The organism is Nonomuraea bangladeshensis (genome assembly GCF_039529455.1).
Classification (GTDB): Bacteria; Actinomycetota; Actinomycetes; order Streptosporangiales; family Streptosporangiaceae; genus Nonomuraea; species Nonomuraea bangladeshensis.
This window is the reverse complement of record NZ_BAAAMV010000008.1, coordinates 14,978-34,001: the sequence shown is the minus strand read 5'-3', so window position 1 is coordinate 34,001 and position 19,024 is coordinate 14,978. Positions and strand designations below refer to the sequence as shown.

18 protein-coding genes are annotated in these 19,024 nt (G+C 74.4%); 11 read left to right on the top strand and 7 right to left on the bottom strand.

What is annotated here, in order from left to right; genetic code table 11:
• Window positions 1-109: 109 nt before the first annotated feature.
• Entirely contained in the window at window positions 110-1,384 is a 1,275-nt protein-coding gene (locus tag ABD292_RS26265; protein ID WP_344211734.1) for a phytase, read from the top strand.
• Window positions 1,385-1,463: 79 nt separating this feature from the next.
• On the opposite strand, the gene ABD292_RS26260 is transcribed toward ABD292_RS26265, so the two are convergent.
• A complete protein-coding gene (locus tag ABD292_RS26260; RefSeq protein WP_344211732.1) occupies window positions 1,464-2,024 on the bottom strand; it encodes a dihydrofolate reductase family protein in 561 nt (186 codons plus the stop codon).
• Window positions 2,025-2,220: 196 nt separating this feature from the next.
• On the opposite strand from ABD292_RS26260, the gene ABD292_RS26255 reads away from it, so the two are divergent.
• Together ABD292_RS26255 and ABD292_RS26250 are read left to right on the top strand one after the other, a co-directional pair.
• Window positions 2,221-3,195, top strand: coding sequence for an alpha/beta hydrolase (locus tag ABD292_RS26255; RefSeq protein ID WP_344211730.1), 975 nt, complete (start codon window positions 2,221-2,223; stop codon window positions 3,193-3,195).
• A gap of 46 nt (window positions 3,196-3,241) precedes the next feature.
• On the top strand, window positions 3,242-4,249 hold the full coding sequence (locus ABD292_RS26250; protein ID WP_344211728.1) for a helix-turn-helix domain-containing protein: 1,008 nt from the start codon (window positions 3,242-3,244) through the stop codon (window positions 4,247-4,249).
• A 9-nt stretch (window positions 4,250-4,258) separates the two neighbouring features.
• On the opposite strand, the gene ABD292_RS26245 is transcribed toward ABD292_RS26250, so the two are convergent.
• Window positions 4,259-4,759, bottom strand: coding sequence for a GNAT family N-acetyltransferase (locus ABD292_RS26245; RefSeq protein ID WP_344211726.1), 501 nt, complete (start codon window positions 4,757-4,759; stop codon window positions 4,259-4,261).
• A 117-nt stretch (window positions 4,760-4,876) separates the two neighbouring features.
• On the opposite strand from ABD292_RS26245, the gene ABD292_RS26240 reads away from it, so the two are divergent.
• The 5 genes from ABD292_RS26240 to ABD292_RS26220 all read left to right on the top strand — a co-directional run bounded on the left by ABD292_RS26240 (window position 4,877) and on the right by ABD292_RS26220 (window position 10,045).
• The gene (locus tag ABD292_RS26240; protein ID WP_344211724.1) at window positions 4,877-5,287 is read left to right on the top strand and encodes a hypothetical protein; all 411 of its coding nucleotides are present in this window, start codon (window positions 4,877-4,879) and stop codon (window positions 5,285-5,287) included.
• Complete coding sequence (locus tag ABD292_RS26235; protein ID WP_344211722.1) at window positions 5,284-6,795, top strand: FAD-dependent oxidoreductase; 1,512 nt, start codon at window positions 5,284-5,286, stop codon at window positions 6,793-6,795. Before ABD292_RS26240 ends, ABD292_RS26235 begins: the two co-directional genes overlap by 4 nt.
• 95 nt (window positions 6,796-6,890) lie before the next feature.
• Window positions 6,891-7,571: a TetR/AcrR family transcriptional regulator gene (locus ABD292_RS26230; protein ID WP_344211720.1), complete on the top strand. Its 681-nt coding sequence runs from the start codon at window positions 6,891-6,893 to the stop codon at window positions 7,569-7,571.
• Window positions 7,568-8,770, top strand: a complete 1,203-nt coding sequence (locus ABD292_RS26225; protein ID WP_344211718.1) for a cytochrome P450 — start codon at window positions 7,568-7,570, stop codon at window positions 8,768-8,770. Before ABD292_RS26230 ends, ABD292_RS26225 begins: the two co-directional genes overlap by 4 nt.
• Before the next feature lie 78 nt (window positions 8,771-8,848).
• A complete protein-coding gene (locus tag ABD292_RS26220) occupies window positions 8,849-10,045 on the top strand; it encodes a cytochrome P450 (protein ID WP_344211716.1) in 1,197 nt (398 codons plus the stop codon).
• Between the two features lies 1 nt (window position 10,046).
• On the opposite strand, the gene ABD292_RS26215 is transcribed toward ABD292_RS26220, so the two are convergent.
• Window positions 10,047-11,522, bottom strand: a complete 1,476-nt coding sequence (locus tag ABD292_RS26215; RefSeq protein ID WP_344211714.1) for an FAD-dependent oxidoreductase — start codon at window positions 11,520-11,522, stop codon at window positions 10,047-10,049.
• Between the two features lie 170 nt (window positions 11,523-11,692).
• On the opposite strand from ABD292_RS26215, the gene ABD292_RS26210 reads away from it, so the two are divergent.
• Together ABD292_RS26210 and ABD292_RS26205 are read left to right on the top strand one after the other, a co-directional pair.
• Window positions 11,693-12,175: a MarR family winged helix-turn-helix transcriptional regulator gene (locus tag ABD292_RS26210; RefSeq protein WP_344211712.1), complete on the top strand. Its 483-nt coding sequence runs from the start codon at window positions 11,693-11,695 to the stop codon at window positions 12,173-12,175.
• A gap of 21 nt (window positions 12,176-12,196) precedes the next feature.
• Entirely contained in the window at window positions 12,197-13,198 is a 1,002-nt protein-coding gene (locus ABD292_RS26205) for an ornithine cyclodeaminase family protein (RefSeq protein ID WP_344211710.1), read from the top strand.
• A 10-nt stretch (window positions 13,199-13,208) separates the two neighbouring features.
• On the opposite strand, the gene ABD292_RS26200 is transcribed toward ABD292_RS26205, so the two are convergent.
• On the bottom strand, window positions 13,209-14,165 hold the full coding sequence (locus ABD292_RS26200) for an AraC family transcriptional regulator (RefSeq protein WP_344211708.1): 957 nt from the start codon (window positions 14,163-14,165) through the stop codon (window positions 13,209-13,211).
• Window positions 14,166-14,248: 83 nt separating this feature from the next.
• Between ABD292_RS26200 and ABD292_RS26195 the strand changes: the two genes are divergently transcribed.
• On the top strand, window positions 14,249-15,985 hold the full coding sequence (locus ABD292_RS26195) for an NAD(P)H-binding protein (protein ID WP_344211706.1): 1,737 nt from the start codon (window positions 14,249-14,251) through the stop codon (window positions 15,983-15,985).
• A gap of 13 nt (window positions 15,986-15,998) precedes the next feature.
• Here ABD292_RS26195 and ABD292_RS26190 read toward each other — a convergent pair whose 3' ends face one another.
• The 3 genes from ABD292_RS26190 to ABD292_RS26180 form a co-directional block, all read right to left on the bottom strand.
• Window positions 15,999-16,838 carry a carbohydrate deacetylase gene (locus ABD292_RS26190; protein ID WP_344211704.1) on the bottom strand — a complete coding sequence of 280 codons (840 nt, stop codon included), beginning with the start codon at window positions 16,836-16,838 and terminating at the stop codon, window positions 15,999-16,001.
• The gene (locus tag ABD292_RS26185; RefSeq protein ID WP_344211702.1) at window positions 16,835-18,226 is read right to left on the bottom strand and encodes an MFS transporter; all 1,392 of its coding nucleotides are present in this window, start codon (window positions 18,224-18,226) and stop codon (window positions 16,835-16,837) included. The genes ABD292_RS26190 and ABD292_RS26185 overlap by 4 nt, the downstream gene beginning before the upstream one ends.
• Before the next feature lie 125 nt (window positions 18,227-18,351).
• Window positions 18,352-18,588 carry a DUF3072 domain-containing protein gene (locus tag ABD292_RS26180; RefSeq protein ID WP_344211700.1) on the bottom strand — a complete coding sequence of 79 codons (237 nt, stop codon included), beginning with the start codon at window positions 18,586-18,588 and terminating at the stop codon, window positions 18,352-18,354.
• Window positions 18,589-19,024 lie beyond the last annotated feature (436 nt).

The following is a 19,024-nucleotide window of genomic DNA, read 5'->3' as shown; positions in this document are numbered from 1 at the left end:
GCCCTGGGCCTCCTATAAGTCCTTATGTCCTGACATAAGGATGACCGGTTGAAATCCTGGCACCTAGTGGTTACCTTCGCACCATCACTCCCCAGAACGAGGAGGCGCAATGCGTCCCCTGCCCAGGCTCACCCTGGCAGCCCTGATGTTCACCCTCGCGGCGGGCACGGCGGTCCCCGCGTCCGGCTCCACCGTCCCGACGGTGCACCCTGACGTCGAGACCCCCGCCTTATACGACGACGAAGCGGGCGGCAACGCCAACGGCGACGACCCGGCGATCTGGGTGCACCCGTCCGACTCCGGCAGGAGCGTGGTGGTCACCACGGCCAAGGAGGGCGGGCTCAACGTCTACGACCTCGACGGACGCCCGCTCCAGCACTTCGCGGCGCCCGCCGCCCCCGGGCCCGACGACGAGCCCGGCCGGTTCAACAACGTCGACGTCACCTACGGCTTCGCCGGACGCGACCTCGCGATCGTCTCCGACCGCGGCCGGGACACCCTGCGCATCTACTCCATCTCCAACGGCCGCCTCACGGACGTGACCGACCCGGCCGCGCCGTTCGTCTTCAACACCAGCCAGGGGCAGGTCAACGACGGCGAGACGGCGTACGGCCTGGGCGCGTGGAAGGACTCCACCGGCACGTACGCGCTGGTCAGCCGCCGGCACAAGACCTCGATCGGCCTGGTCAAGCTGCTGGCCAAGCCCGGCGGCAAGGTCGGCTACCAGCTCGTCAGGACGCTGGACCTGCCCGCCTCGTTCACCCTCCCCAACGGTCAGTCGTGGACCCCGTGCCTGGAGCCTGACGAGCAGGCGCAGGTCGAGGGCATGGTCGTGGACCAGGACCGGGACGTCCTCTACGCCGCGCAGGAGGACGTCGGCATCTGGCGGATGCGGGCCGACCTCACCGGCACGCCGGTGCTGGTGGACAAGGTCAAGGAGTACGGCGTCCCCGGCACCTACGACCCCGCGACCGAGGAGTGCACCCCCGGCGCCGACCCGGGTTTCGGCGGCCACCACCTGACCGCGGACGCCGAGGGCCTCACGATCTACTACCGCGAGGACGGCAAGGGCTACCTGCTGGCCTCCAGCCAGGGCGACAACACCTTCGCCGTCTACCGCAGGGAGGGCGCCAACTCCTACCTCGGCCAGTTCAGGGTGGGCGCGGGCAACGGCATCGACGGCGTCGAGGTCAGCGACGGCTCGACCGTCCTCAACGTGCCGCTGGGCGACTTCGACGAGGGCGTCTTCATCGCCCACGACGGCGTCAACACGCCGGCCGAAGGAGACCGGGAGATCACCAACTTCAAGTTCACCAAGTGGGACGACATCGCCGACGAGCTCGACCTGGACGTCGACACCGACGGCTGGGACCCGCGCGACTGAGCCGCCTGACCTGCTCTGAAGCGCCCCCTGCCCCGGAGTTCGCTCCGGGACAGGGGGAGAGGGGTTGACCGGGCGTTCTCTACGGTTCGTTGCGCGCGGCGGGACGGTAGACGAGGTTCAGCACGCCCGTCGGGAAGGTCTCGGAGCGGACCAGCTCCAGGGGGATCGGGTTGCCCTCGTCGAACAGCCGCTCGCCCTTGCGGACCGCGATCGGGTGCACCAGCAGGTGCAGCTCGTCCAGCAGGCCCGCCTCCAGGAGCTGGCGGATCACCGAGATCGAGCCGCTGATCGCGATGCGGCCGCCCTCCTCCTGCTTCAGCGCGGTCACGGCCTCGACCAGGTCGCCCTGGATGGCCTCGGAGTTGCGCCAGGTGGACTCCAGGGGCCGGTGCGTGACGACGATCTTGCGGGCGTCGCCGAGCGTCTTGGCGAAGCCGGCGTCCTCGCCGCCCTCCGCCTCCCGCTCCGGCCACGCCTCGGCGAAACCGTCGTACGTCACCCGCCCGAACAGCATCGTGTCGGCCATCTGCGCCTCCACGGCGGCGCCCATCGCCTCGTCGAAGTACGGGAAGTGCCAGTCGGCCGGGTCCTGCACGACACCGTCGAGGGAGATGAACAAGCCGGCGGCGATGGTCCTCATGATGGTCCTCCAGGGGGAAGGGGGCCGGGTGTGCGGCCCTCCGTCGTTGTCTGGTCACAGCCTCGCGGAGCCCGCTTACGCATTTCTTAAGGTCTCCCTGCGCCGCCGGATCGGCGGGCGACATCCGCCATCCGCGCGCGGACCGCGCACCGCGCGGCGGCCAGAATGGTGGGATCCCGACTCCCGAGGAGTGCGCATGAGCGTGAAGCCCGGCCCGCCCGTGCCGTTCGACCCCGACGTGGCGGCGGCGCTCGCGACCGTGCGCGACTTCATGCCCCGCGTCACCCTGGACAACCTGGACGCGGTGCGCGCGCCGCTGCCCGGCATGGACGTGACCCTGGAGGACCTGCGGCGCGACGGGGCGTACGAGGTCGAGGAGCGCCAGGTGCCCGGCCCGGACGGCGCGCCGGACCTCACGCTGCTGATCTGCCGGCCCAGCGGCGCGGCCACCCCGGTGCCGGTGATCTACCACATCCACGGCGGGGGCATGATCTCCGGCAACCGCCGGCTCGGCGTGGCCGACGTGCAGGACTGGCTGGACGGCACCCCGGCGGCCGTCGTCTCCGTGGAGTACCGGCTCGCGCCCGAGCACCCCCATCCCGCACCGGTCGAGGACTGCTACGCCGGCCTGGTGTGGACCGCCCGGCACGCCGCCGAGCTCGGCGCCGACCCCGGCAGGATCGTCGTCGCCGGCGGCAGCGCGGGCGGCGGCCTCGCCGCGGCCACCGCGCTGCTGGCCCGCGACCGCGGCGGCCCCGCGCTCATCGGGCAGATGCTGCTGTGCCCGATGCTGGACGACCGCAACGACACGCCGTCGGCCGTCCAGATGGCCGGGCTCGGCGTCTGGGACCGCGCCGCCAACGAGACCGGCTGGACGGCGCTGCTCGGCGAGGACCGCGGCGGGCCCGGCGTGTCCTGCTACGCCGCCCCCGCCCGCGCCGCCGACCTGTCCGGGCTGCCGCCCGCCTACATCGACGCCGGCTCCGCCGAGACCTTCCGCGACGAGGACGTCGCCTACGCCTCCCGCATCTGGCAGGCGGGCGGCGACGCCGAGCTGCACGTCTGGCCCGGCGGCTGCCACGCCTTCGAGGGGATCGCGCCGCACGCGGCCATCTCGATCGGCTCGCAGCAGGCGCGCGCGAATTGGCTGCGGCGCATCCTGGCCTCCTGACCGGGGCCCGGCCGACGCTCCCGCCGCCCGAGTGCATGATGTGACGATGAGAGAGCTGGCTGGGCGGGTCGCCGCGCTGGACCCCGAGGCGGGGGCCGCCCTCCGGGTGATCGCCTACTTCGACGAGCTGGCCGGGCACCCCGCCGGTCTCGGCTCGGTCGTCCGCGGCGCGGCGTTCCTGGCCGGCTGCCCGGCCCGCCTGGTCGACGACGCGCGCCACCTGCGCATCCGCATCGGCCCCGACGGGGCGCCGCTCGACGCCCGGGAGCCGGTGCTGGCGTGCTGGCCGGCGCAGGACCTCACCCCCGGCGGCGGGGGCCGCCTGCTGCTCGAACGCGAGCGGCCCGCCTCCGTCCTCGACGCCGTGATACTCGAACGGGCGGCGGGCGTGGCCCGTACGGTGCTGGAGCGCACCCGCGGCCGGGCCGCGCCGGACGATCCCGCCTGGGTCGAGGTCCTGGTCGACGGGCACGCCGCCGAGCACGAGCGCCGGGCCGCCGCCGCCCGGCTCGGCCTGACCGGGCCGGCCCGCGCGATCGCGGTCCACGGCGAGACGGCCCGCGTCCAGCCGATGCCGCCCGGCGGCGGGCCCGCCGACCCCGGGGTGCCGGCGGGACGGCGGGCGGGGATCGGCGTCACGGTGCCCGTCCTGGACCTGCCCGCCTCCTGGGAGAGCGCCCGTACGGCCCTGCGCTTCACCGCCGCCGGCGGCGAGCACGACCCGGGGCCGCGCCTGGTCCACGCCGGCGACCTCGGCACCCTGACGACGCTGGCCGCCGCCATCCACCCGGGGACGCCGCCGCCCCCCGACGTGGACGCGCTGCGCCGCGCCGCCGTCGCCGCGCCCTGGATGCTCGCCACGCTGGACGCCGTCGTCACCGCCCCGAGCCTGCGGGCCGCCGCCGGGGTCCTGCACGTCCACCACTCCACGCTGCAGGCCCGCCTCGGCCAGGCGTCCGGCCTGCTGGGCTGGGACGTGACGGAGCCGCCCGGACGCCTGCGCCTCCACCTGGCCCTCATCGCCCGCCGGCTGCACAGGAACGAGCTGACCTGAGCGTCGCCGTCAGGCGGTGGTGAAGGAGATCCACACGTCCGGGGGGACGTCGGGACGGCCGGGTACGGGGAGGCGTTCCTCGGCCCACGCCGTGCCGGCGATCTCGGTGGCGACGCGCCGCCAGAACGCGACGGCCGCCGTGTTCGCGTCCTGGAAGGCGATCCGCCATGGGCCGGGGTGCCGGTCGATCACGTCGCGGACGACCGCCGACCCGACGCCGGACCGGCGCGCGCCGCGGACCACGAAGAAGCTGTTCAGCACGTGCGCGGGGCCGGACAGGGCGCGCACGAACGAGAACCCGACCGGCCGGTCGCCGCTGGTGAACAGGTAGGCGACCCAGTCGTCGTCCTCGAACGCCTGACGCAGCCGGTCGCTGTGGTAGGTGCCGTCGGGGCTCGGCAGGCCGCCCTGGTAGTCGGCCATGTCGTGGCGGAACATCAGCCAGAGCCGTTCGACGGCGGGACGGTCGGCGGCGGTCACGGGCCGCACGAGAACCGGAGAAATAGTCATGAAAACACTTTCGGCCGGAAGTGAATCCGGCCGGAAAGGTAAAACTAGCAGAGTCCGCACGCCGACCCGCGCGCGTCCCGGGCGCATCCTTCGTGCTCCGGAGGGTAACGCGGGTCCATGGCATACACACCCGATCAGGACCACCGCCGCCCCGACGGCGCCGACGACCAGGCGGTCAAGGCCGCCGGCATGCTGTCGGAGGCGCTGGAGACGGTCGAGCGCGCCCGCGGCCACCTCTACTCCTTCCATCAGCTCACCGGCTCCGCCCACGCCACCGTGGCCGAGGCCGTGGACCTGCTGAAAGGGGGCGCCCACGACGACCTGGCCCGCCGGCTGGCCGCCGAGCTGGTCGGCCGCGACGTCCTGCCCGGCCGGTGGACGTTCCAGATCGTCGAGGAGTACGACGACGACTACTACGCGGCCTTCCGCGAGCTGGAACGCGAGGTCCGCGACCGGCTCATGGCCGGCCGCCGGCACGTGTACGAGGCGGAGATGAAGCAGCGTTCGCAGGCGGCGGGGGAGGCATGAGCATGCTGTCGTACTGGATGGACTCCGCGCCCGCGCGCGAGCACCCGCCGCTCGCCGAGGACGTCACCGTGGACGTGGCCGTCATCGGCGGCGGCATCGCGGGGCTGTCGGCCGCCTGGGAGCTGACCCGCGCCGGCCGGTCCGTCGCCGTGCTGGAGGCGGACCGCCTGGCCGCCGGCGTCACCGGTTACACCTCGGCCAAGCTGTCGGCGCAGCACACGCTGATCTACGCCGAGCTGGCCGGCCGCGACCCCGAGACGGCCCGCCGCTACGCCCGCTCCCAGCAGGAGGCCGTCGAGCACGTGGCGCGCACGGCGGCCGAGCTCGGCGTGGACTGCGAGCTGGAACGCCGTCCCGCCTACACCTACGCCCGCTCGGCCGACCAGGTGGAGCAGTTGCGCGCCGAGGCGCGGGCGGCCGCCGAGGCGGGGCTCGCGGCCTCCTTCGTCACCGGCACGGCGCTGCCGTTCCCGGTGGCCGGGGCCGTCAAGGTGGACGGCCAGGCGCAGTTCCACCCGCGCAAGTACCTGCTCGGCCTGGCCGACGCCATGACGGCGCGCGGCTGCCGACTCTTCGAACGCACCCGCGTCACCGGCCTGAGCGAGGGCAGGCCGTGCCGGGTGACGACCGAGAGCGGGGCCGTGGTGAGCGCCGCCGACGTCGTGGTGGCCACCCACTACCCGATCTTCGACCGCGCGCTGCTGTTCGCCCGGATGGAGGTGACGCGGGAGCTGGTCGTCGCGGGCACGCTGCCGCCGGAGGACGACCCGGAGGGGATGTACATCACCTCGGAGGAGAACACCCGCTCGGTCAGGACCGCGCCCCTGCCCGGGGGCCGCCGGCTGCTCATCGTGACCGGCGAGTCGTACCGGCCCGGGGCCGGGCGGGTGGGCGACCGCTTCGAGCGGCTGGCCGCCTGGACGGGCGAGCACTTCCCGCGGGCGCGGATCACGCACCGCTGGGCGGCGCAGGACAACCACACCACCGACCGGCTGCCGTTCGTCGGCCCCTTGCATCCGGGTGCTGGGCACGCCTACGTCGCGACCGGGTTCGGCGGGTGGGGCATGAGCAACGGCGTGCTGGCCGGGCTGCTGCTGTCCGCCCTGGTCACCGGCGAGGACGAGCCGTGGGGCGGCCTGTACGACCCGCGCCGGCTGCACCCGCGGCAGGAGGCGGTCCCGATGGCGAAGATGCAGGCCACGGTCGCCCGCCACTTCGTGGCCGACCGGCTCGCCGCGGGTGACGCCGCCGACGTCGCGGAGCTGCGGCCCGGCCAGGGCGCGGTGGTCAAGGTGGGCGGCCATCGGTGCGCGGTCTACCGCGACGAGCAGGGCCGCGCGCACGCCGTCTCGGCGGTCTGCACGCATCTGGGGTGCGTGGTCGGGTTCAACGAGGCCGAGCGGACCTGGGAGTGCCCCTGTCACGGCTCGCGCTTCGGCCTGGACGGGCGCGTCCTGCAGGGCCCGGCCGTCAGCCCGCTGGAGCCGGTGGAGCTGAAGGAGGAGTGACCGGCAGGACGTAAAGCAGCCGCTTGACTTGCGTGGGCCTGTGAGGTTGAGTGAAACCGACAAAGGGGGCACACCATGCGTCAAGCCGGCTGTCAGTGAGCGCCGTCCGCGCCGAGCGCGTCAACGCCACCCGCGCGCAGATCCTCGCCGCCGCCGAGCGGCTGTTCGCCGAGCGCGGCGTCTACGCCGTCTCCAACCGGCAGGTCAGCCAGGTGGCCGGCCAGGGCAACAACGCCGCCGTCGGCTACCACTTCGGCACCAAGGCCGACCTCGTGCGGGCCATCGTGCGCGCCCACACCGAGCGGGTCGAGCTGCTGCGCCGCCGGCTGCTGGCCGAGGTCGAGGGCTCGGACGACGTACGCGACTGGGTGGGCTGCCTGGTCCGCTCGTTCACCGGGCACCTGGACGACCTCGGCCCGCCCACCTGGTACGCCCGCTTCGCCGCCCAGGTCATGACCGACCCCGCGCTCCGCCTGATCATGGCCGAGGAGGCGCTGAACTCGCCGACCCTGCGCCGCGTGGTGGACGGCCTGCGGCGCTGCCTGCCCGAGCTGCCCCCCGAGGTGCACGCCGAGCGCGCCGACATGGCGGGCCAGCTCGTCGTCCACATGTGCGCCGAGCGCGAGCGCGCGCTCGCCGAAGGCCGCCCGACCCTCCGGCCGAGCTGGCACGACGCCGCGACCGGGCTGATCGACGCGGTGGTCGGGATCTGGACGGCCCCCGTCACGGCCCCTGTCACGGCCCCCGTCACGGCAGCAGGAAGGAACACCGCATGACCGAGACACTTCCCGAGTTCCCGGGCGTCAGGGCGGCCTCGTGCCCGTTCGACCCGCCGCCCGCGCTGCGCGCCCTGCAGAAGGACGCCCCGCTCACCCGGGTGCGGCTGTGGGACGGCAGCACCGCCTGGCTGGTCACCGCGTACGCCGAGCAGAAGGCGCTGCTCAGCCACCCGCAGGTCAGCTCGGACATCACCCGGCCCGGCTACCCGCTGCCCAGCCAGGCGCTGAGACGCCCGGACAGCCCGGTGAGCTTCATCCTCATGGACGACCCCGAGCACCACCGGCTGCGCCGCATGGTGCAGGGCTCGTTCACGGTCCGCAAGGTGGAGGGCATGCGCCCGGCCGTGCAGCGCATCGTGGACGACCTCGTCGACGACCTGCTCGCCGGGCCGAAGCCGGTGGACCTGGTGGAGGCGTTCGCGCTGCCGGTGCCGTCGCTGGTGATCTGCGAGCTGCTCGGCGTCCCCTACGCCGACCACGGCTTCTTCCAGGAGAACAGCCAGGTCATCGTCAAGCGGAACGTGACGCCCGAGGAGCGCGCCGCCGCCGGCGGCCGGCTCACCGACTACCTGGACGGGCTCGTCGCCGACAAGCTCGCGCACCCTTGCGACGACCTGCTGTCCAAGGTGGCCGCCCAGGTCACGGCGGGCGAGCTGAGCAGGCAGGAGGCGGCCAGGATGGGCGTGCTCCTGCTCGTCGCCGGGCACGAGACCACCGCCAACATGATCGCCCTCGGCACCCTCGCCCTGCTGCAGCACCCCGACCAGCTCGCCCTGCTGCGTGAGAGCGACGATCCCGCGCTGGTCGCGGGCGCGGTGGAGGAGCTGCTGCGCTACCTCAACATCACCCACCGGGGACGCCACCGGGTCGCGCTGGCCGACATCGAGATCGCCGGCCAGGTCATCCGCGCCGGCGAAGGGCTCATCATGGCCAACGACCTCGGCAACCGCGACCCCGAGGTCTTCCCCGACCCCGACACGCTCGACCTGCGCCGCGACGCCCGCCGCCACGTGGCCTTCGGCTTCGGCGTGCACCAGTGCCTCGGCCAGCCGCTGGCCCGCATGGAGCTGCAGGTCGCCTACGCCACCCTCTACCGGCGCGTCCCCACCCTCGCCCTGGCGACGGACCTGGAGCGGATCCCGTTCAAGCACGACGGCCAGGTGTACGGGGTCTACGAACTTCCCGTCACGTGGTGACCCGCGGGTCCGCGCGGCGGGCGGGCGCAGGCATTACCGTCGGGATGTGAGCGTTGTCAGGAACTCCGTGGAGATGACATGAGCGATCCTGCGGTGGTGCCGCTTCACATGCGGCGTGACGGCTTCGACCCCGTCCCCGAGCTGTCGGCCATGCGCGACGGGGAAGGCGTCCGGCGGGTGCCGACCCCGTTCGGCGTGGACGCGTGGGTGGTGAGCCGCTACGCCGACGTGCGCGAGGTGCTGGGTGACTCCACGCGCTTCAGCAACGACGTGGGCACGGCTTTCCGTCCCACGGGAGGGACACGGCTCAGCGAGGAGGAGCTGCGGCAGGTGCGGGCGGGCAACCTGCTCGCCTTCGACCCGCCCGAGCACACCCGGCTGCGCCGCATCCTGACGCCGGAGTTCACCATGCGCAGGATCCGCCGCCTGGAGCCGCGCATCCACGAGATCGTCCGGGATCACCTGGACGCGATGGAGCGCACCGGGCCGCCGGTCGACCTGGTCACCGCCTTCGCCCTGCCGATCCCGTCCCTCGTGATCTGCGAGCTGCTGGGCGTCCCGTACGACGACCGCGACGACTTCCAGCGGCGCACCGGCGCGCTGCTCGACATCTCGCTCCCGGTGGCCGAACGGCAGGCCGCGAGCCTCGAACAGCGTGCCTACATGGCCGAGCTCGTCGCCCGCGCCCAGGCTGAGCCGGGCGAGGACATGCTCGGCATGCTGGTGCGCGAGCACGGCGACGACCTGTCCACCGACGAGCTGGTGGGCGTCGCCGGGCTGCTGCTGCTGGCCGGGCACGAGACGACGTCCAACATGCTCGGGCTCGGCACCCTGGCGCTGCTGCGCCACCCCGACCAGCTCGACCTGCTGAAGAAGGAGCCCGAGCGGATCGGCGCCACCGTGGAGGAGCTGCTGCGCTGGCTCAGCATCGTGCACTCCGGCACCGGCAAGCTCACCAAGGTCGAGACCGAGCTGTCCGGCGTCCGCATCCCGGCCGGCGCGCTGGTGATGGTCGCGCTGCCCGCGGCCAACCGCGATCCGGCGTTCATCGCCGACCCCGACCGCTTCGACATCGCCCGCGGCGACCTCGGCCACGTCGCCTTCGGCCACGGCGTCCACCACTGCCTCGGCGCGCCGCTCGCCAGGATGGAGATGCGCATCGCCTTCCCCGCGCTGTTCGAGCGTTTCCCCGGGCTGCGCGAGAGCGGCGTCCCGCCGCGCTTCCGCTCCTTCAACGTCGTCTACGGGCTGACCTCGTTCGAGGTCGCCTGGTAGCTCACCGGACGCCGACGCCGTCGAGGTAGGCCGCGAGGGCGCCGAGCCCGTCCTGGCCGCCCACCGCCGCCACGTATCCGTCCGGGCGGACCAGCGCCCACTCGCCCCGCGACAATCCGTAGGCGTCGCGGACGTGGCCGCCGGTGTCGAGCACGTCCCAGCCGACGACGTGGACCCGCAGGCCACGGCGCGGCCCGGTGAAGGCGTCCGGGTCGCTCCCGTGGCCGAGCAGGGTCCAGTGCGGCCCCTGGAACAGCCTGAACAGCCGGGTCGCGACCCCGGCCGCCCCCGTCACGGGCGCGTCGGGGGCGCGGTCGCCCGGCCGCACGCCCTTGTCGCGGTCCGGCCCGGCGACCGTCAGCGGCGAGTCCGGGTAGCCGAGGTCGAGCTGGGTCACCTCCCGGCCGCGCCGGGTGTCGCGGTTCATGGCCGCGTGCAGCAGCCGCTCCGACAGGCCCAGCACCGCCTCGGCGATCGGCCGGCGCTCCAGCTCGTACGACGCCAGCACCGACTCCGGAGCGCCGCCGAGCACGGCCGCCAGCTTCCAGCCGAGGTTGTAGGCGTCCTGGACGCTGGTGTTCAGCCCCTGTCCGCCGGTCGGCGGATGGCAGTGGGCGGCGTCCCCGGCCAGCAGCACCCGCCCGTCCAGGTAGGCATCGGCGAGGCGGGCGTTCATCTCGTAGGCCGACGCCCACGTCACGGCGCGGACCGTGAGGTCGTCGCGGGCGGTGCGGGCGCGGACCAGCGCGGTGAGCCCTTCGGCCGACAGGTCGACGTCCACGCCGAAGGGGACGGGGGCCTGGAGCTGGAACAGGTCCGTGCCGTAGAGGGGGCACAGCGACACGTCCTCCGGCGTCCCCTGGTTCCAGCGGTGCCAGAAGCCGGACGAGAGCCCGTCCAGCCGCACGTCGGCCACGAGCGCCCGCACGCCGAGCGTCTTGCCGGGGAAGCCGATGCCGAGGGCCTTGCGCACGGAGCCGGCGCCGCCGTCCGCGCCGACCAGGTAGCCCGCCCGTACGGTCTCGCGGCCTCCGGGCGTCTCGATCGTGGCGGTGACGCCGTCCGGGTCCTGCTCGAAGCCGGTGAGGCGGTGGCCGTACTCGGGGGCGTGGCCGAGCTCGGCCAGCCGCTCGCGCAGTCTGCTCTCGGTGCGGAACTGGGGGACGAGCAGCGCCAGGTGGTACGGCTCGGCCGGCGTCGGGTCGGGCAGCTGCCCGGCGGGCCGGTCGACGGGCCCGGCATCGGTGTAGAGGCGCTGGTACGGGTACTCGCCGCCGGAGGCGACGACGCGGTCCAGCACGCCGAGGTCCTCGAACACCTCCTGCGTACGGGGCTGAATGCCCTTGCCGCGCGAGCCGGGGAACGGGCTCGTCGCCGCGTCGATCAGGCGGAAGGGGACGTTCCTGCGGGCGAGGTCGATGGCCAGGGTCAGGCCGGTCGGACCGGCGCCGCAGATGATCACGCCGAGTGCGGTCATGGGTGTGTGCCTCCTTGGATAAGTGCGTGTATTCTGCACATAATTCGGAGACCTGGTCAAGATAGAGCCTGTGAACAGCATGAATATCCGTGTAAGGAGAACATATTCGTCGTAGCGGTATCCTCGCGTCAGCACCGCCCCGCCCGTCTACGTAAGGCAGCACGACGAGCATGACCTCCAAGCACCGCCGGCAGGCCGCGTTCAGGCGCCTGCACGAGTCCATGGTCGATCTCACCGTGCTCATGAACCTGCCGCAGCGCGACGAGGCGCTTCTCGCCGAGGCCGGCCTCCAGCTCGACCGGGCCCTGTTCCCCCTGCTCATCGGCATCCAGCGGTTCGGCCCGATCAGCGTCGGCGAGCTCGCCGAGCGGACGGGCCGCGACCACACCACCGTGAGCAGGCAGGTGGCCAAGCTCGCCGAGCTCGGCCTGGCCGAGCGGCGGCCGGGCGCGGTGGACAAGCGGGTGAAGGAGGCGCTGATCACCGACGCCGGCCGCCAGGTCACCGACGCGCTCGACGCCGCCCGCCAGCGGATCGCCACGCCGGTGCTGGAGCACTGGAGCGACCGCGACCTGCTGGAGCTCGAACGCCTGATGCGCCGCTTCGTGGACGACCTGATCTCGCTGTCCGCGGTGGCCAAGGAGGACACCTGAGCGGCCTGCCATCATGATCGGATGACCACGATCCTCACCCGCGGCGACCTGCTCACCCTGCTCGATCCCGGCGCCTGCCTCGACGCCCTGCGCGAGGGCTTCGTCGGGGACGCCGGCGGGGCGGCGGTCGCGGGGCAGCGGATCCGTACGGACCTGCCGTTCCCCGGCACCGCCACCGCGTTGCTCCCCGGCCTGCTGCCCGGCGCCGAGGCGTACACGGTGAAGGTCAACGCCAAGTTCCCCGCGGCCTCACCGGCGCTGCGCGGCGTCATCTGCCTGCACGGCGGCGCGGACGGCGAGCTGCTGGCGCTGCTCGACTCGGCCACGATCACGGCCTGGCGCACCGGGCTCGCGGCGGCACTCGGCACGCACGCCCTCGCCGGCGAGAGCGATGTCGTCGGCGTCGTCGGCGCGGGCGCTCAGGCCGACCTGGTGGTGACCGGCCTGCGCCTGCTGCGCCCGGTGAGCGACCTGGTCGTCCACGACCTGTCGCCGGAGCGGGCCGCCGCCTTCGCCGCCCGGCACGGCGGCCGCGTCGCGGGCTCAGCCGCGGGCTCAGTGGTGGGCTCAGTCGCGGGCTCAGCCGTGGGCTCGGTCGTGGATTCGGCCGCCGAGGTCGCCGCCCGCGCCGGGATCGTGGTGCTCGCCACCTGGTCCCGCACCCCGCTCCTGGACCTCGCCGACGTCCGCCCCGGACGGCACCTGACCACGCTGGGCGTGGACGAGCCGGGCAAGCAGGAGCTCTCGCCGGCCCTCGTACGGGCCGCCGGCGTGCTCGCGGTCGACGACCGCCCGCTCGCCGCCGCCATGGGCGTGCTCGCCGCGACCGGCCTGCCGGCCGGCGCCGCCCACGCCACCCTCGGCGAGATCCTGCGCGGCGACCACCCGGGCCGCACCGGCCCCGAGCAGATCACGGTGTACGGGCCGGTGGGCCTCCCGTGGCAGGACCTCGCCCTCAGCCTGCTCGCCTGGCGCGAGGCGAGGCGGCGGGGCGTCGGCACCGAGATCGACTTCCTGGCCTGAGCCCGGGGAGTCAGCCGCCCTGCGCGGCCCGGCGGTAGCGGCCGGGGGCGGTGCCGTACGCGCGCTTGAAGGCCGTGCCGAAGGCGAACTCCGAGCTGTAGCCGACCCCGGCGGCGATCTGCGCCAGCCCGAGGTCGCTCTCCCGCAGCTGCCGGGCCGCGGTCGTCATGCGCCACCAGGTCAGGTACGTCAGCGGCGGCCGTCCCACCAGCGCCGTGAACCGGGCCGAGAACGCCGCCCGCGACATCCCGGCCGCGCGCCCCAGCGACTCGACCGTCCACGGCCGCTCCGGCTCGCGGTGCATGGCGCGCAGCGCGGCGCTGACCGGCGGATCCGTCAGCGCCGCCGCCCAGCCGGTGGCGTCGTCCCCGGTGGGCCGCTCCTCCAGCCAGGCCCGCAGGATGAACAGCAGGAGCGTGTCGAGCAGCGCGGGGATGACGGTGTCCGTGCCGAGCCGCGGCTGGTCCATCTCCCGCCCCAGCACCTCGACGAGGGCGTGCAGCCCGGCCGCCGCCGGGGCGGCGTCGCCCCGCGGTCCGGGGATGTGGATCAGGCCGGGCAGGTCGTGCAGGAGCGGGTGCGCGTGCCGGGGATCGAGCCGGTAGCCGCCGCACAGCGTGACCACGCCCGTGGGGCCGCTGCCGACGGTGTCGGTGGCGAACAGGGCCGGCTGCTCGGCGAGGGGATCGCAGCCGGTGACGGCCAGCGGGGTGCCGGGGGAGTCGGCCAGCCCGTACGGCTCGCCGTGCGGGAAGAACACGACGTCACCGGCGGACAGCGGCAGCGGCGCGGCGCCGGGGTCGCTCTCCGGCGGGATGAGCCAGCATGCCCCCTTGAGAATCACCTGGAACCCGGCCGCCCCCGGCACCGACGGGAAACGCCGCCCCCAGGTGCCGTGCCAGGCGATGCGCGCGGTGTTCGGCCGGCCGGTGCGCATGAGGGCGATCACGTCGCTGAGCACGTCCATCCGGCCACCCTACCGACGAACGCGTATGTTTCCCGGATTCCAGGACATTGGTCGTCTCGCGCCGCCGCCCTAGCGTGGCAGTCATGTCAACCAAGATCCTCGTCACGGGGGCCACGGGCACGGTCGGCCGCGCCCTCGTGACCGAGCTGGCCGCCGACCCCGCGGGGCCGCGCGTCCTCGCCCTGGTCCGCGACCCCGCCGCCGTACTCCCGCCGCGCGTCGAACCGGTGCGCGGCGACCTCACCGACCCCGCCTCGTTCGCCGCCGCCGTCGAGGGCGTCACTGCGGCCTTCCTGCTGTGGCCGTTCGGCACGGCCGACGGGTTCGGCGCGGTGCTCGACGTGCTCGCCCGGCACGCCCGCCGCGTCGTGTACCTCTCCTCGGCCGCCCGCCGCCCGGCCGAGCGCGAGATCGAGCGGATGGTCCGGCGCTCCGGGCTGGAGTGGGTGATCCTGCGCCCGCACCAGTTCGCCGGCGCCGCCCTGCGCTGGGCGGCCGATCCGCGGTTCCTGGCCGAGGGCGTGGTCGCCGAGCCGTACGGGAAGTCGGCCGCGCCCCCCATCCATGAGCGCGACCTCGCCGAGGTGGCCGCCGACGCGCTCACCGGGCGCGGGCCCGCAGGGGTCGTGCACGAGCTGACCGGGCCGGAGACGCTGACGCAGGCCGAGCAGGTGCGCATCGTCGGCGAGGCGGCCGGCCGCCCGGCCCGCTGGGAGGAACGGCCTCCGGAGGAGGGCCGCCGCCGCCTGGTCGCGGCCGGGTGGCCGGCCGAGGTGGCGGACGGCGTGCTGCGGGCGCGCGCCGAGCTGGTGGACTCCCCGTGGCCGGTGACCCCGCGCCCCGGCGCCCGCTCCTTCCGCGCCTGGGCGGACGAGCACGCCCACCGCTTCCGCGCCACCATGCGGGCCGCGCGCCTCCACGCCTACGGCGACCCCTCCGTCATCCGCCACGACGAGGTCCCGATCCCCGCGCCGGGGCCGGGCGAGGTGCTGATCAAGGTGGCGGGCACCTCGTTCAACCCGTCCGAGGCCGGGCTGCGCTCCGGGCTGCTCGCGGCGGCGGTGCCGGAGTTCGCCGGGCTGCCGCTGCCGTACGTGCTCGGCTGGGACGTCGCCGGGACCGTCGTCGAGACCGGCCCCGGGGTCGGCCGGCCGCGCGTGGGCGACGAGGTGGTCGGCCGGCTGGACGGGGGCGCGGCGGCCTCGTACGCGCTCGCCCCCGCCCGCGTGCTCGTCCGCGCGCCGCACGGCGTGGCCCTCGCCGACGCCGCCGCGATCCCGGTGGCCGGGCTGACGGCGTGGCAGGCCGTCCACGAGCACGCCGGGATCGGGCCGGGGCAGCGGGTGCTGGTCAACGGGGCCGGCGGCGGGGTGGGCGGGTTCGCCGTGCAGCTCGCCAAGCTGGCCGGGGCCACCGTGATCGCCACGGCCGGGAGCGCGCGCAGCGCGGCGCGGGCGCGGGCCTGCGGCGCGGACGAGGTCGTGGACCACCGGACGGACCCGCTGCCAGGAGGTCTCGACGCGCTGATCAACCTGGTCCCGCTCGACCCCGCCGACGGGGCCGGTCTGGCCCGGCTGGTGCGGCCCGGGGGCGTGCTGGTCTCGGCCACCGTGCCGGTCGAGGCGCCGCCCGGCGTCACGGCGATCCGCTTCGTGGCCCGCAACGACGCCGCCCACCTGGCCGCTCTCGCCGCGCTGGCGGAGGAGGGCCGGCTCGCCGTGGACGTCGCCGAACGGCTCCCGCTGACGGAACTGGCCGCCGTCCACCGCCGCGCCGAGGCCGGCACCGCCACCGGCGGCAAGATCATCCTGCTGCCCTGATTCCCGCCGCCGGTCAGGGGCGGGGCGGCCACCAGCCGCCGACGACCTCGATGTCCTCGCTCTTCAGCGCGTCGTGCCAGACGGGGTCGCGCAGCAGCCGGGCCTCCCAGGACCGTACGACGCCGTCCGGGCCCGCGACCGCCTCCTCGCTGGACGGATGCAGGAACAGCTCGCTCGTGCCCTCGGGCAGCGCCGCGAGCCGGCGCAGGTAGTCCTCGCGCAGCCGCTCGTAGCCGCCCAGCTCGGCCGCCGTGCTGCGGTTCGTGGCGATCGTCTCGGGAAGGGCCACGCCCAGCGCGTCCGCGAGGGCGACGGCCTGCCCGTGCGCCGCCGCGAGCTCCGGCGGGAGCGGCCCGCCCATGTACGGCTCCGGGTCCCTTGGCAGCCGGAACGCGAGGCCGTGCCGGGCGCACCAGCGCAGGGTCTCGGCCAGCCACGACCTGCCGTGCAGGCCGTACAGGGTGCCGGCGTGGGAGTCGGCCGCCTCCGGCGCGAGACCGCGCTCGCGCAGCCAGCCGAGCTGCGCCTCCGCCTCCCGCTCGACGTCCCCTGCCTCGCCCCGGGCGCCGAGCGCGAACGGGTCGTCGAACAGCGCCCCGTCCGGGCCGGTGAGGCTCGCGCCGCCGGTGAGCGGCCGCCAGGGCGGGACCCCGCGCTCGCTCGTCAGCGTGACGTGCACGCGCGGCACGACACCGAGCGCGCGGACCCGTTCGGCGGCGTGGGCCGCGGACGGCGACAGGCAGATGAGCGTCGTCGCGCTGACGTGACCCTCGGCGAGCAGGCCCATGATGACCTCGGTCGAGCCGGGCTCCCTGCCGAGGTCGTCGGCGGTGATCACCAGGCGGCGGCTCATCGGGGACGCTCCACGGCGGGCTCGCCGGCCGGGTCCGCGGGCGGCGGATCCTCCGGTACGGCCGCCTCGGGGGGCGTCGCGACCGGCACCGAGACGAACCGCGCGGCCACCGCCCCGATCGCCGTCAACGCGAACGGGTACACGCACAGATAGACCCGGAACGCCAGCCCGGGATCGCCGCCGGGGTCGTCGCCGGAGTTGTAGCCGAAGAACACGCCGAGCGACGTGAGCGCGAGCCCGGTCACGACCCCGTTGAGCCGCCCGAAGAAGCCGAACGCGGACAGGAACAGCCCCTCGCGGTGCTCGCCGTTACGCGCCGCGTCGGCGTCCAGCACCCGCGCGACGATGAGGTCGTTCGTCGCGAGCATCCCCGACCAGCCCGCGCCGACGACCACGCCGGCCGCGATGGCGGTGACCAGGTCGCCCGCGAAGAACAGCGCCGCGAACCCGGCCGCGAGGACCACGAAGGCGACCCGCCAGGCCCACAGCGCGCCGCGCCGGGCCACGACCCGCGTCCAGGCCACCAGGCCGGCCGCCGTGACGAGGATGACGACGCCCTGGAGGTAGAGCGCGTTGCCGACCGGCAGGCCGAGCGAGTAGCGGACGTACAGCTGGATGCCCGCGAGGACGAGCGCCATGGCGATGCCGTAGCAGGCGCCGGTGAGCCCGACTGTCCAGAACAGCCGGTTGCGCACGATGGACCACACGCTGCGCAGCAGCATCGGCTGCTCGCGGGTGGAGTAGCGGGGGTTCTCCCGGGCGCCGAGCGCCATGAACACGATCACGGCGAGCGCCACCACGCCGTAGATGACCGCCGTGGTGCGGAAGCCCTCGGTGGAGTCCTCGGTGCCGAACACCTGGGTCGTCAGCACGGGGGTGACCGCGAGCGAGATCACCAGCGCCACGAGCTGGAAGCCCTGCCGCAGGCCGTTCGCCACCGCGCGGTCGCGCTCGCGCGGATACAGCTCGGGCAGCAGCGCGCCGTAGTTGGCGTTGAGCATCGAGTCGAACGCCTCGCACAGGATCGCGAACACCGCGAACCAGATCAGCAGGCCCATGCCCTCCAGCGAGGACGGCGCGGAGAAGAACGCGATCATGCAGGCGGTCAGCAGCGGCGCACCGACGAGCAGCCACGGCCGGCGCCGGCCGAACCGGGTCCTGGTGCGGTCGGAGAGGTGGCCGAGCACGGGGTTGTCGAGCGCGTCGATGACCGCGTAGACCACCATGACCACCCCGTACGCGCGGACGTCCAGCCCGAGGATGTCCACGTAGAAGAGGATCATCGACCCCTTGATCATGTTGATCGGGATCGAGGTGCCGAACATCCCGACGGCGTAACGCCACGCGGGAGTCCGTCCCGGAGCCGGGGGTCCGCCGGGCTGGGACACGCGATCACCCTTCCTCGCCGGACGCCGGCGCGGATGCCGGCGCTGGACGCGAGGTTACTCTCGCGTCCGCGGAAGAACAGCGGGTGAAGCGGAGTCGTGACCTCGCCGGACACCCGGCGAGGCGCTCATGTCGTGCGGCGCGGTTTCGAATCCCGGGAAGGCGCGTCGGACGCGCGCAGACGCTCGCTGTCCTGCTGGAGCTCGTCGATCATCCGGGACGCGTCGGCCTTGCTGAGCCCTTCCGGCACCTCCTTGCCCGCCTCACGGGCGAGGGTGCGCAGGTAGGACTCCTGCGGCCCGGTCATGGGCTCGTCGCCGGTCGTCCACTCCTCCGGGTCCTTCTCCACCGGTCCGTGGCTCATGTGCTCATCTCCTCGAACGTACGTTCCCTCGGTCGGGCACACCACCATGCCCTCAGCGTCGCGGGACAAACCCGCTCGGCCCTGCGGAGCTCCTCCAGGTAGTCGCGGCCGGTCAGCAGCGGGGGACGAATGTTCCCGGCCTCTTCCGCCGGCATCGGGACCTGGCATCGGAGCGTACGGACTTTCGTGCACGGCGCCGCCGCGTGGGGCGTGGCGTGCCCGTTCCGGCCCAGCGGGGTCGCCGGCGTCACCATGGCCGGGTTCCGCATCCCGGACCTGCGGACGATCCGGATGGTGCCGCGTCCCGCCGTGACGCTGCTCGTCGGGTTCGGCGACGGGACGCCCGTCCTGGACCACGCCGCCGGGCCGCGGCCGGTCGGGAACGTCGCCGCCGGGCCGGGGTTCGGCTCCGGCGGCACCGGGCGGGGCCGCCGGT